The organism is Vibrio sp. VB16, from assembly GCF_015594925.2.
GTDB lineage: Bacteria > Pseudomonadota > Gammaproteobacteria > Enterobacterales > Vibrionaceae > Vibrio.
On record NZ_CP087591.1, the window covers coordinates 703,520 to 716,388 of the forward strand.

The following is a 12,869-nucleotide window of genomic DNA, read 5'->3' on the forward strand; positions in this document are numbered from 1 at the left end:
ATGAATATTTATAGAAATTATATGAATTCTACCTCCTGTTCAGTTGTTATTTAATTGAACAATCGTTGTTAAGTGTGTGAACAGAATGTAAACCAAACTGTTCAGGCACAGCTTACTGATATTTGTATGAGTTATGTGATGGGGGTTAATGTATTGTTTCGCAAATGTAAGCACACTATGGCTACGAAAAAACACTCAGGTTATACGCTCACTATTAAATTCATCATTTGAGAAGATGGGAAGTCATTCATGCTTAAAAAGTCCGCTACGAAAGTTGACCATGCTACAACGATCAAACAATCTTGGATGCGATGTCGAGAGTCGGGACTTACTCATCAATCAGAACCAAATGTTGACCATATAACAGGTGGTTCACTGTCATCGCTGCTTGAAGAGCACCATCGCCTTATCGAAACCACTCGCAACGAAGTCCTCCCTTGTTATGAAAATTTGCTGATTAATAGTAAGAGCCAAGTCATGTTGGCTGACCATCAAGGCTATGTGCTTAAGAGTTGGGGTGAACAACAGATAAAGAAGAGCCGAGAAGAGTTATTCGTTCCGGGCACCGATTGGAGAGAATCTACATTTGGAACAAATGCGATTGGCACAGCATTAAAAACAGGCAGCGTTGTACAAATTCAACACGACGAACACTTTTTGATTTCCAATCGTTTTATGACCGGTTCTGCCGCCCCTATTTTTGGCATAGACCGCCAGATGCTTGGTGTTATCGACATATCAAGCGACACATATTTACCTGATTCTCACACGTTAGGCATGGTGAAAATCATGTCACAAGCGGTAGAAAACCAAATCATTATTTCTCACTTCAAGAGTGAGTATTTTTTACTGCGTTTTAATACCAGCGTTGAGAATATCGATAGCCAGTGGTCAGGGTTAATAGTATTTGATGAAAACGGATTAATCATCTCCGCCAATCATCGTGCTGAGCTCATATTGGGTAGCGACTTAAAACTGGTAAACATCTCTGAACTGTTCAATATCAATGTTCACCAACTCATAAACCAACCGAAAGGTTTTCAGGTCCCGTTACTTACCGTCAAAGGGTTTAGAGTTCACGGTATATTGGATAAACCTACCCAGCCAAAATCGAAGGTGTTGGATTTTAGAACCCTCGTTAAGCAACCTAAAGAGCAGAAAAAGCACGTATCAGAGCAACACAAATTTCACCTAGACGAACTCAATTTTGGCGACCCCATATTTGAAAAAGCGGTCGCTCAGAGCAAGCGAATTATCAACAAAGATATTCCTATTTTGATCTACGGTGAAACCGGTGTTGGTAAAGAATTTTTTGTCAAAGCGCTGCACCATTCAAGCCAACGTTCCACACAAAACATGATCACGGTAAACTGTGCCGCGATTCCCCAAGAATTGGTTGAGTCTGAGCTATTTGGTTATGAGAAAGGAGCCTTCACTGGTTCAAGCCAAAAAGGGTATATAGGGTTAATTCGTAAAGCCGATAAAGGGACACTATTTTTGGATGAAATTGGTGACATGCCAATGAATGTTCAAGCACGTCTACTACGAGTATTACAAGAGCGCAGAGTCAACCCTCTTGGTAGTACTGAATCTTATCCCGTTGATTTTAAGCTTATTTCTGCGACCAACTGTAACCTTAAAGAGGCGGTCGCTGCGGGGACTTTTCGCAAAGATTTGTACTACCGAGTCAGCGGGTTAAATATAGAACTACCAGCACTACGTCATCGAAGCGATCGTAAGCAACTGATCTATTTCCTTTTGGATTATTACGCAGAAAACAAACATCACGCTCAAATAACAGAACGAACGATGCAGAGTTTTTGTCAGCACAGTTGGCCCGGAAATATTCGCCAATTGGTCAGCGTCATACAAATTGGACAGGCGATGTCAGACAACGAAGCCATTGACTTTGAACATCTACCGGACGATTTTTTCGCGGATATAGAAGCGGAAGCAAACAATGCTAAGCCTGTCATTATTAATATAGAAAACAAAGCACATTCGATCAGTGCTGAGCCCTCCGCAGAGGACATAGTAACGCTGTATCAATCGCTCAGCTGCAATATTTCAAAAACGGCAGCCGAGTTAGGCGTAAGCAGAAATACTGTCTATAAACGCTTACGCGAATGCGGCCATAAATAACAAGCAAGATACAGATATTCGAAAGGTTCATGACCCTTGTCTATGAACCCATCATTTAAACCCGATAACTCGACTCCAACTCACTGATTCCTAAACCACTTTTCTTACTTACTTTAAGCTGAACTGGAATACGTTCTTTCATCGCCTCAATATGGCTTATCACTCCAATCATCTTCCCAGACGCATTCAAACTATCTAATGCATCCAGTGCTAAATCGAGCGTTTCTGCATCTAAGGTACCAAACCCTTCATCGAGGAACAGCGAATCGATACTGGTTTTATGGCTCACTAGATCCGATAAACCCAGTGCCAAAGCAAGGCTGACTAAAAAGCTTTCGCCTCCCGATAATGTTTTAGTGTCGCGTACTACATCCCCCTGCCAAGTATCCATTACCGAGAGCTCTAATCCTTCTCCATGACTACGCTGTAATTGGTAGCGACCATGTAATCGAGACAGCTGGCGGTTAGCCAAGTGAATCAAGTTATCTAAGGTCAGTCCTTGTGCAAACTTACGAAATTTATCGCCACTGCTAGAGCCAATCAGCGAATGCAAGTACTGAATATCGTCATAGGCCGCTCTGTACTGCTCAATTTGATCAAACAGGTTCTGCTGCTCTTTGCGACGACGCTGATCCGATTGAATCTCGTTCGCCAACTCACCTTCCCTTTTCGTCGCTTGTCCTATGATCGCTTTGAGCTCACTTAAGCTCTGCTCTATGCTGGATCTGCCCGCCTTTTGATACTCTTCAGAATACTCATCCGCCATTAAAGCGTCATATTGTTTGATGGCGGAATCAGATATGGCTTGTGCTCTTTCCAATGCCATCACACATTTTTGTTTCATGTTCGTTAGGCGATGTCGTTCTTCGTGATCCAATAACGCGAGCTCAAACGCCTGTGTTGAGGAGAACTGACTGAGTTCTAGCAACCCATTCCACTGAGTCTGTTGTTCATCACATTTTTCTTTTGCCGCTTTCAGGTTGGCGTTCAGGATCTTCCGTTCCCCTTCTACCGCCTTTTGTTCTTGCAGGGCTTGTTGGAAGTGTTTCTGCGCGTTAGCCAGCGCTTGTTCCGCCTGAGCAAACGCATGCAGACTACGTTGTCTTTCTTGCTCCACGACTCTCTCGCCGAACAACTCAATTCGCCTATCAACCAGATCAACCAATGTTTTTTCTTGATCGCTTAATTTCTTATTCTCAATTCCTAGGCTTATCTCTATCTCAGACAATCGATGATGATGAGCCTCCAAGTTGGATTGAAGCGCCGCATATTCTTTCTGTCTCTCATTGAACTTCAGCTCATTGGCTTGCCATTTAGCCAGATCTTGCTGTTTTAACGCCAACCAAGAGACTAAGTTCGTCTCTTGTTGGATAACATAGCCACAATCCGAGATATTGTTCAGCAGGTCACTTTGTTGTTTTGTCGCTTCAGATTCTAGTTTGTGTAAATGCTGTACCGCTTCATCTATGCTTTTCTGTTCATGCTCGACTTGCTGTTGTTGTAATCTTGCCGCTGACTCTAATTGATGGTGTGCTTGTTCAGATTGCGAAAGACTCTCCTTTGCTTTCTGTAACTGATCTTCAATATGGCGAAATTGCACAGTAAAGTCCGACAGTTTATTACGTTGCGTTTCTCGTTCCATTGCATAGGCGTTCAACGCTTGGCTGTTTTGTATCGGCTCTGGATAGTCAATGGTCACCGCCGTTTTTTGCCATAATTGTGATAATGTTGACTGCTCTTTTTCAAGCCAGTTAATCCGTTTGTCACCATCCTCAATATGGCGAATTAAGGATTCAATATCGCCCTTTATATTTAGCCCGTTGGTCTTAATGACCATCAGTTCTGCGGCGGCTTTTTCTAACGCGGTTTGCTTCGCAGACACGTCAAATAGTTGGTCAATATTTTCGGCAAATGGATGGTCTTCCGACCCACAAAGTGGGCATGGGGAATCGTCTTTTAGCTGGATCCGGTAGAGTGCTAATACCTGCTCTTGTTCCAGCAACGCTTTCTCTTGTTTCACTTGTTCTTCTAGCGATTCTTTCAAGCTATCTTGTAAGCGATACTGCTCTCTGAGATGAACACGCTGAGTCTCTTTCTCTTTTTTCTGGTTATCAATATCAACCTTGGATCTTAACTTCTCTTGTTTTTCTGTCTCATGACCCACCCATTGAGTTTGATAGCCATGCAATGTTTGTACTATTGCGATTTTTTGATTGAGAACGCTCAGTTGCATCTCTATCTGAGGCAGCGTATCAACAAGTGTAGACGCCGTCTGCAATGCCTGTTTTTCGGCATCCGTTTTTATCACTCGCTGTTTTTTTTGTTCCAATTCAGCACGACTTTCAGATAGCCTTTGTTGTTTAGTTTTACCTTGTTCAATTAGAACAGTTATCTGCTGTCCTAACTGTTCAATATGGCGTTTTTGTTGCTGAACATTGCCGGAATGACGCTCAATTTGATTCAGTTGCTCACTCCATTTCCCCATATGCTGGTTAAGCGACGCATCGGCTTTATGGTCGGTCTGAAATTGAGTGATAACGCCTATCGCTTGCACTACCTCTTGCTTATCTGCAAGTGCTCGTTGTTGGATTCCTTGAAAACCGTGATACTGTTCTTCCTGTTCAGTCACCCTTTTTTTGATCGTCCCAAGCGCGCTATTTTCTAATTTTATCTGATTATCAAGCGGTATGATTTGTTGATTAATTAAGGTTTCTAACTGGTTATTCTCTTGCTTTTCTATCGCTTGTTTTTCTGTTGCACTCACTGAGATTAATTCGAGTTCTTTCGTTCGATTATCTAACGTCTGAATCGCTTGATGCTTATCCGCAAGGCGTTCTTCAATAAGCTGTAAGTGAGTATTCGCTTCTTTTAAAAGCATATATGGGGAACGAATTTTCTCTGCGGGTTCGCACGCCGCCAATCTATCGAAATCGGGTTTGGCGTGTTCTAACTGTAGTTTAACAACGTCTAATTGGGATTGCGCCTCCGCTTTCTCAGCGCTGTATTTCTCGACATTAATGTACCAATTTACATTGGCCTCAAGGCCGGAAAGTTGTTTTACTTGTTCCGTCTGCTTGTCGCTTAACGCATTAAGCTCTGCCGTTAACAATTGTTTCTCTTCTTCATTGAGAAGATGAACACCTTTTGCCTGAGCTTCTAGCTCTGCTAAATCTTGTTTGGCTTGGCTATAGTGTTCATGTACCTTTTGAGATATCTGGCTGTAGATCTCTGTTCCGGTTAACTCTTCTAATAACTCCGCACGTTCTGACTCTTTCGCGTTTAGAAATGCGGCGAATTGTCCTTGAGACAACAGCATCGACTTTGTAAATCGACCAAAATCCAGACCAGTAATCGCCTCTACTAGCTCACCCTTTTTCTTTAGCTGGTTTGCCAGTACTTTACCTGACTCAACTTCAGCCAATTCAACCGTAGCGGGCTGGAGCTTACCATCCACTTTTCCTCTGGCTCGCTTCATCCCCCAAAATGCTCTGTAAGCCTTGCCCTTCACTTCAAATTCAACTTCTGAAAGGCATTCCGTAGTGCCACGCGTCATTAATTCATTGTTCGCGGGGGTGATAGGCCCTAATCGCGACGTTTCTTGATACAGGCCAACACAAATAGCATCCAGTATCGTCGTTTTCCCTGCCCCCGTTGGGCCGGTAATGGCAAACAGGCCATATTCAGAGAAAGGCGGTTGAGTGAAATCGATTCTCCACTCTCCCTTTAGTGAATTGAGATTCTGAAAACGTAGGCTTAAAATTTTCATTCGCTCTGCTCCCCATTTTCAACTTCTTCAACGATTTGGTGAAAACGCGTTTTTATTCTTGCCAACCTTTGAGATTCATTTTCGCTATCTAGCGTTTCGTGTTCGACTCGCTTTTCAAACACATCGAAAGGGGTAAGTTCAGAAAGGGTTTCAAGCTGCTCCTGTTGCAAGCTTTGTGTTTGCTGTCCTCTGGCTCGACGTAGTTGCAGCACCTCAACATTAAGGTCTTCTGTTAATGCCTGAACTCTTTGCTGTAAGTCGGAAAGGAAATCCTGTACTTCGACTTCAACGGCAAGCCAGACAGGCTGCTCATCGGTAACATCACGATACGATTCGAGCTGTTTTTCTATATAGGTTAGATCACCCTTTATCATTTCCATTCGTTGAAAAATGGGGATTTCAATAATTTTTATATCTGAGCGTTTCTCTTTTTCAAATTCAACGATCACCACCTGTTTGGTGGATTTAAGTTCATCAAAACTTAAAGGAATAGGTGAACCGCAATAACGAATATGTTCAGATTTCGCCACTATCTGCGGGCGATGGATATGACCGAGGGCGATATAGTCGGCCGGTGGAAAACCATCAGCTGCAAAGGCATCGAGTGTGCCGATATAGATATCTCGCTCCGAATCAGTTTTGGTGACACCCATTGCAGTTAGATGACCTGTCGTGATAATTGGAACCTGTATATCCCTCTCTTTGCGGCGCTGCACGGCTCTCTGATAAAGGGACAAGTAATGACCCTTTATCGCCTCTCCTAATTGTTTCTGTTTCTCATTGCCAGACGATCCCGCAACGCTTTGCATGACATCCCTTGCCCGCACAAATGGCACCGCACATAGCAACGCGCCGATGTCTCCAGAACAAGGCAGTTCTATGATCTGGCTGTCTAAATCGTCTGAAGTATTGGCAATGACATGGGTATTCAGACATTCAACAAGAGGCTTAGATTCATTCAACATAGAGACTGAATCATGATTCCCCCCCAATACGACCAAGGTACAGTCAAGCGAGTTCAACTGCACAACGAATCGGTTATATAGCTCTCGGGCATAGCTAGGTGGCGTGCCAGAATCAAACACATCGCCAGCAATGATTACCGCGTTTACCTGCTGTTCTTTAACAAGCTCAAGCAACCATTGAATAAACGCTTGGTGTTCATTTTTCCTGCTTTTAGTAAAAAATGACTGCCCTAGATGCCAGTCGGATGTATGAAGAATTCGCATAGAAAGTTCTTATGATAAAGGCTATTCACTAAAGATTATTTGATTGTGCCAACTAAGTGCAGTTCATACAATCGATCCCTTATAAAGAAGCGAGTTTTTGTATAGTGTCCGAGAGGATTTAGGCAATCCAGAGGTCTCAAAGGTTGTGGTTCTCGCTTAACAATTGATAACTCAGTAAAAACAAAAGGGCACATCGTCATCGATGTGCCCTTTAAAACTGTTTATTATATTACCTAGTTCTTTAAGTGTTCCTGAACTCAGATTAACTTAAATCGACGTCCTTTGTACCCCACAGGTAAGTCGCCGCAAAGCCAGCCGCATAAGAAACACACAGTCCAGAACCATAAACGGCCATCGCAATAAAGATACCACTATTGGATGTCATAAGCGGCAGAGCAACGATACCTGAAGGTCCGAATACCGTATTTAGACCCACAGGAAGACCGAAATAGGAGATCAAACCGATATAAAAACCCCCTGCTGCACCACCAATACATGCCGTTATGAAAGGCTTCACTCTAGGAAGCGTTACACCATAAATTAATGGTTCACCAATACCCAAAATACCTGGAATAATTGAACCCTTAATTTGTGTCCGTAAAAGAGAGTCCTTACCGGCTTTTTTATACAAAGCGAATGCCGCACCAACTTGGCCCCCGCCTGCCATCGCCAAAATAGGAAACAGTGAGTTGAACCCTTGTACGTCCATTAACGCAAAGTAGACAGGAACGAACCCTTGATGGATACCAAACATGACGGAAATCAAGAATAAACCCGCCAAAATTGCACTACCAATTGGGTTACCGTTCAGGTTCAAAAACAGCCAGGTCATCCCACTATAAAGATAACCACCGATAGGCATGATGATGATGAAAGTGACCGCGCCCATGACCAACAACGTAAAGAACGAAGTAAGAATCATATCAAGATCGTCTGGCATATATCGACGAATAAAGCATTCCACTTTGGCCCCGACAATGGCGGCAATCAAAACACCAATGATGTTCCCTCTAGGGTCAATACCATGACCAAAGAAACTGTCGATACCTGAATAGAAACCTTTTGTCGCCTCAGGGTCGTAACCCAATACAAACAAGGCCGCGATAATGGCTCCATTGACACCAGACCCTCCAAATGCTTTCTGTGCATTGTATCCAATCAATATGCTCAGGAAGCTGAATAGACCTTTACTAAATACCTTCATGTAACCAATCAGATAGATTAAGTCTTCACTGGGAGTATCGGCTGCTTTAATGAAGAGTTGTTCAAACAGTGTTGCGAAGCCTAATAACAAACCCGCGGCGATAAAACCGGGAATTAATGGGGTAAAGATTGTGGCAAATTTTGATAAAAATTTATGCACGCCGCTGGTATGTTTGGCTTTCACCTGCTTTTTCTGATCAGAGGCAACATCTGAGATATCAAGTACTAGACCTTCAGGTGTCACTAACTCATCAACAGAGTTGCCACGTTCAGCCATCATAGCATTCAGCATTTCCGCCGCGGTTTGTGCCTTTCCTGGCCCCAAGACAATCTGTAACTGATCATCACTTTCTACAATACCTAATACACCAGGCACGCGTTTTAGTTCACTGTCGTTAACCAACTCATCGTTACTCAACACCAGACGAAGACGGGTCATACAGTTACCACATTGCTGTATATTTCCTTCTCCACCGACAAGTCTAATGATCGTTTCAATCATCGTGTTATTTATCTTAACCATTATTCATTCCCTGTTGTAATGACGTTTATTTCGGCTATTTATTCAAAGGATTTAACGATTGATCGCCGCCCTAATAAATCCATTATTTTTTCGAAGTAATTCATCTGCGCGGCTAAAATCTGTCTCGGTAAGCACCATCACGACGGCCGTTTTACAGTCGCCACCACTTTGCACCAACACGTGTTCTGCCGTCTGTCGATCACACCCTGTTGCTTCCATCACAATATTCTTTTGGCGTTCAACTAACTTCGCATTGGTAGCCGCCACATCGACCATAAGATGGCCATAAACCTTTCCCGTACGAATCATGCTCCCTGTTGTGAGCATATTTAGAACAAGCTTTTGAGCCGTACCGGCTTTCATTCTAGATGAACCGGTAATGACCTCAGGGCCGACAACTGGCGTAAGGCAAACATCGGCTATCGCATTCATTTCTGATTTTGGGTTACAGGTAAGACTGATGACCTTTGCTCCTAAGTCCCGCGCATATTCCATCGCTGAGATGACATAAGGTGTACGGCCACTCGCCGCAATACCCACAACAACATCCTTGTTTGATAGATGAATTTTCTTTAGGTCATTGCGCCCCGCCTGCTTGTCGTCTTCCGCATTCTCTACCGCTTGTAAGATGGCCCGATGGCCACCCGCGATCAACCCTATAACCTGCTCAGGGTCAGTGCCATACGTTGGAGGGCATTCACTTGCATCAAGAATACCGAGTCGCCCAGAAGTACCCGCACCAATATAAATAAGTCTGCCGTTGTTTTGAAAGGCATTGGCTATAAAATCGACCGACTCAGCGATTTCCGAGAGGATGAGTTCGATCGCTTCCGCGACTTTCTTATCTTCAGTGTTGATCACCTTCAACATCTCTTTGGTTGCCAGTGTGTCAATATTTTTACTCAAATCGTTTCTACTTTCTGTCACTAATTGGCCTAGGTCCACAAAACATCCCTTCAATTTTCTGCGTAATGCACAGAGTGTATGGAATATTTAATTCCAAATCTTGAACCTATGTCGCAATAAATAATTCCTTTTAGGAATAATTTATTCTTCTATGCCTGAATTAACGCAATCTGATATGATTTTATGAATGGCTACAACATTTAATCTGAGTGATAAAACATGGCATTGCTGACAAAAATAACAAATCTAAAGAATAACTTATCGGCAAGTAGTCGCCGAATTGCTCAGATAATATTGGATACACCTTCAGAAGCACTAAAAATGTCCTCGCAAGAAATGGCCCAACAAGCGAACGTGAGTCAATCTACCGTCATTAAATTCGCGCAAAAAGTAGGATTCAAAGGCTTTCCCGCACTTAAATTAGCATTGAGCCAAGAGTTGGGAAGAAAGCGGGCATCAAATGAATCTCACAACTTGCACAACGAAATTAGCATCGAAGATTCCATTCCTGATATTGCACATAAATTATTAGAAGAAAAAATTAAGGCCATTCGAGAAACAACGGAATCCATTAATTACGATGTATTTGATAGCATTGTCGAATTAATTGATAACGCGCAAAGAGTTCAATTGGTCGGTATTGGTGGTTCGGCATTGGTAGCAAAAGACTTCAGCTATAAACTATTAAAAATCGGTATCAATACGATCTCAGAACTCGACACGCACGTACAAGTCTCTGTTGCTCAAACTCTATCCCCTAAAGATGTTCAATTTGTCATCTCATTTTCTGGCAACAAAAAGGACGTTTCCGTCGCCGTTCAGTCAGCAAAGAGTAACGGTGTGCCTATCGTGGCTTTAACCTCCGTACTTGGCGCTGAGCTGAGGAAAATTGCCGACTATTGCCTCGATTGTGTCGCAGATGAAAGCCGCTGGAGAAGCTCATCTATCTCATCTCGAGAGGCACAAAATACGGTTATAGACCTCATATTTATGGCGCTTATCCAAAAGAGAGGGGAGATGGCAGAAACTCTGATCAGTGAATCTAGGGAAGCGGTAAAGAAACTCGAACTGTAAGCGATGCTGCATGCCGTTACCAACTTTCACTGCCGGTGATTCCACCTATTTCGTTTCCATATCGAATTCCCCTTTTAAGTCACCGATTTTTGCTTGATACTTAGCGGGCAGCCAAAAATAAAAAGGGAATGAGAATGGCCGAACAACAAAGAGACATAACGCTCCGATTTCTAGCCGAACCCGGTGATGTGAATTTCGGCGGTAAAGTGCACGGTGGTGCCGTTATGAAGTGGATCGATTTGGCCGCATACGCCTGTTCAGCTGGCTGGAGCGGAAAATATTGTATCACCGCCTATGCTGGCGGCATACGATTCGTCGCTCCCATCCATGTAGGAAACTTAGTTGAGGTGAGCGCCAAGGTTATCTATACCGGCAGTAGCTCAATGCATATCGCGCTAGATGTTCAGGCAAGCGATCCTAAGGAGTTGAATAAAACGCTCACGACACATTGTATTGTCATCATGGTGGCGGTAGATGCGAATGGTAAGCCGACTAAAATACCCGAGTGGATACCTATAGAAGAAGAGGACATCAAGCTGCGTGACTCTGCGATAAGACTAATGAACATGCGCAAAGAGATTGGTGAAGAGATGGAAATGCATGTAAAAATGCTGAGATAATCATTGCGCATATCGTAATGAATACGTCATTACGCCCATAAAAATAGCCTTAAAAAGAGCCGCCACCCTAATATCTTAGGTCGGCGGCTTTTCATTTTGTCCGTTGTCATTTTTCTTTAACGCTTTTCTGTTCTAATCCTCAACTCATTGTATATAACTCAAACATCCACAATAAATAACGGTAGGCCTTCAATTGATAGATGACCGATCTCTAATTACACTAAGTGATGACACAATAGGAAACTTAAGTGCAGTAGAGTACCAGTGGGTACGTACCATGTACGTTGAAGGTTATGTAAACGAGGATATTAACCATTACATCCAAACTTGTTTTGGTGGCGACGGTATTTTTGCAGATCTTTTTAGAAAAGTGGCCCTGCATGAAGAAAGTATTTATGTATTAATGCGCTACGTTGGCTGTGCTCCTTCCAGTAAAGAGTTATAGCGAGCAACAACTATTTCAGGCATAAAAAAGAGCGACCATTTGGTCGCCCTATTGCTTCTTATCTTATCCTTTCACTCCACCTGCCGTCAGCCCACCGACAAGCCAACGCTGTGCCAGCAAAAATACTGCGGTAATAGGGACAGCAGACAATACAGCCGCCGCCGCAAAATCGCCCCATAAATAGTTTTGTGGGTAGAGATACTGCTGCATACCTACCGCAAGTGTGTATTTATCTACATCAGATAATAATAACGACGCGACAGGTACTTCGCCGACAACACCAATGAATGAGAGAATAAACACAACCGCTAAAATTGGTACTGAAAGTGGAAGCAGAACCAACCTAAATGCTTGCCATGGCGTTGCACCATCAAGTGCTGCGGCCTCTTCAAGTGAGTTATCAATGGTTTCAAAATACCCTTTAATCGTCCATACGTGTAGCGCAATACCACCAAGATAAGAGAAAATCAAACCACCATGAGTATTCAAGCCTAAGAACGGTATGTACTGACCTAACTTATCAAATAATGCATACATTGCGACAAGTGCCAGCACCGCAGGAAACATCTGGAAAATCATCATTGCTTTCAAGATAGTGTTCTTACCACCAAACTTCATACGCGCAAATGCGTAGGCAGAGGTCGTCGATAACGCAACGATGAAGATAGACGATATTGCCGCGACTTTCACTGAGTTCCACAACCAAAGAAGAACAGGGAATGGCGGCGGTGTTACCGAGCCGTCTGCGTTCGTTACAGAAAAGCCTAATGCCAGTTTCCAGTGCTCTAGAGATGGATTCTCTGGAATCAAACTACCCGTTGCAAAGTTACCCTCACGGAACGAGATAGCAATAACCATCAACAGCGGAAAGATTATCATTGATAAGAATATCCATAGAGCAACATGGGTTGCCCATACACGATATTTCACATTTTTACCTTGTACAATTGCCATAATATTG

9 protein-coding genes are annotated in these 12,869 nt (G+C 43.2%); 4 read left to right on the forward strand and 5 right to left on the reverse strand.

The genetic code is table 11. The annotated features are described in order from the left end of the window. Positions 1–249 precede the first annotated feature (249 nt). Positions 250–2,142, forward strand: a complete 1,893-nt coding sequence (locus IUZ65_RS19650; RefSeq protein ID WP_195705716.1) for a sigma-54-dependent Fis family transcriptional regulator — start codon at positions 250–252, stop codon at positions 2,140–2,142. Between the two features lie 55 nt (positions 2,143–2,197). Here the strand turns inward: IUZ65_RS19650 and IUZ65_RS19655 are convergent, their stop codons facing one another. From IUZ65_RS19655 to murQ, 4 genes are all read right to left on the reverse strand, one after another. Beyond that, positions 2,198–5,908, reverse strand: a complete 3,711-nt coding sequence (locus tag IUZ65_RS19655) for an AAA family ATPase (protein WP_195705717.1) — start codon at positions 5,906–5,908, stop codon at positions 2,198–2,200. Beyond that, on the reverse strand, positions 5,905–7,137 hold the full coding sequence (sbcD, locus tag IUZ65_RS19660) for an exonuclease subunit SbcD (RefSeq protein ID WP_195705718.1): 1,233 nt from the start codon (positions 7,135–7,137) through the stop codon (positions 5,905–5,907). The genes IUZ65_RS19655 and sbcD overlap by 4 nt, the downstream gene beginning before the upstream one ends. A gap of 262 nt (positions 7,138–7,399) precedes the next feature. After that, a complete protein-coding gene (gene murP, locus IUZ65_RS19665; protein WP_195705719.1) occupies positions 7,400–8,863 on the reverse strand; it encodes a PTS N-acetylmuramic acid transporter subunit IIBC in 1,464 nt (487 codons plus the stop codon). A 51-nt stretch (positions 8,864–8,914) separates the two neighbouring features. Next, on the reverse strand, positions 8,915–9,808 hold the full coding sequence (murQ, locus tag IUZ65_RS19670; protein WP_231363628.1) for an N-acetylmuramic acid 6-phosphate etherase: 894 nt from the start codon (positions 9,806–9,808) through the stop codon (positions 8,915–8,917). Between the two features lie 180 nt (positions 9,809–9,988). On the opposite strand from murQ, the gene IUZ65_RS19675 reads away from it, so the two are divergent. From IUZ65_RS19675 to IUZ65_RS19685, 3 genes are all read left to right on the forward strand, one after another. Beyond that, the gene (locus IUZ65_RS19675) at positions 9,989–10,843 is read left to right on the forward strand and encodes a MurR/RpiR family transcriptional regulator (protein WP_195705721.1); all 855 of its coding nucleotides are present in this window, start codon (positions 9,989–9,991) and stop codon (positions 10,841–10,843) included. 134 nt (positions 10,844–10,977) lie between these two features. Further along, on the forward strand, positions 10,978–11,463 hold the full coding sequence (locus IUZ65_RS19680) for an acyl-CoA thioesterase (RefSeq protein ID WP_195705722.1): 486 nt from the start codon (positions 10,978–10,980) through the stop codon (positions 11,461–11,463). Positions 11,464–11,659: 196 nt separating this feature from the next. After that, on the forward strand, positions 11,660–11,908 hold the full coding sequence (locus IUZ65_RS19685; protein ID WP_195706449.1) for a hypothetical protein: 249 nt from the start codon (positions 11,660–11,662) through the stop codon (positions 11,906–11,908). A 63-nt stretch (positions 11,909–11,971) separates the two neighbouring features. Here the strand turns inward: IUZ65_RS19685 and malG are convergent, their stop codons facing one another. After that, on the reverse strand, positions 11,972–12,862 hold the full coding sequence (gene malG, locus IUZ65_RS19690; protein ID WP_195705723.1) for a maltose ABC transporter permease MalG: 891 nt from the start codon (positions 12,860–12,862) through the stop codon (positions 11,972–11,974). Positions 12,863–12,869 lie beyond the last annotated feature (7 nt).

What these genes read in the sequence shown, in the direction of transcription:
- IUZ65_RS19680 (WP_195705722.1), top strand. Translation starts at nt 10,978, where the DNA reads ATGGCCGAACAACAAAGAGACATAACGCTCCGATTTCTAGCCGAACCC.
- murP (WP_195705719.1), bottom strand. Translation starts at nt 8,863, where the DNA reads ATGGTTAAGATAAATAACACGATGATTGAAACGATCATTAGACTTGTC.
- malG (WP_195705723.1), bottom strand. Translation starts at nt 12,862, where the DNA reads ATGGCAATTGTACAAGGTAAAAATGTGAAATATCGTGTATGGGCAACC.
- IUZ65_RS19675 (WP_195705721.1), top strand. Translation starts at nt 9,989, where the DNA reads ATGGCATTGCTGACAAAAATAACAAATCTAAAGAATAACTTATCGGCA.
- sbcD (WP_195705718.1), bottom strand. Translation starts at nt 7,137, where the DNA reads ATGCGAATTCTTCATACATCCGACTGGCATCTAGGGCAGTCATTTTTT.
- IUZ65_RS19655 (WP_195705717.1), bottom strand. Translation starts at nt 5,908, where the DNA reads ATGAAAATTTTAAGCCTACGTTTTCAGAATCTCAATTCACTAAAGGGA.
- IUZ65_RS19650 (WP_195705716.1), top strand. Translation starts at nt 250, where the DNA reads ATGCTTAAAAAGTCCGCTACGAAAGTTGACCATGCTACAACGATCAAA.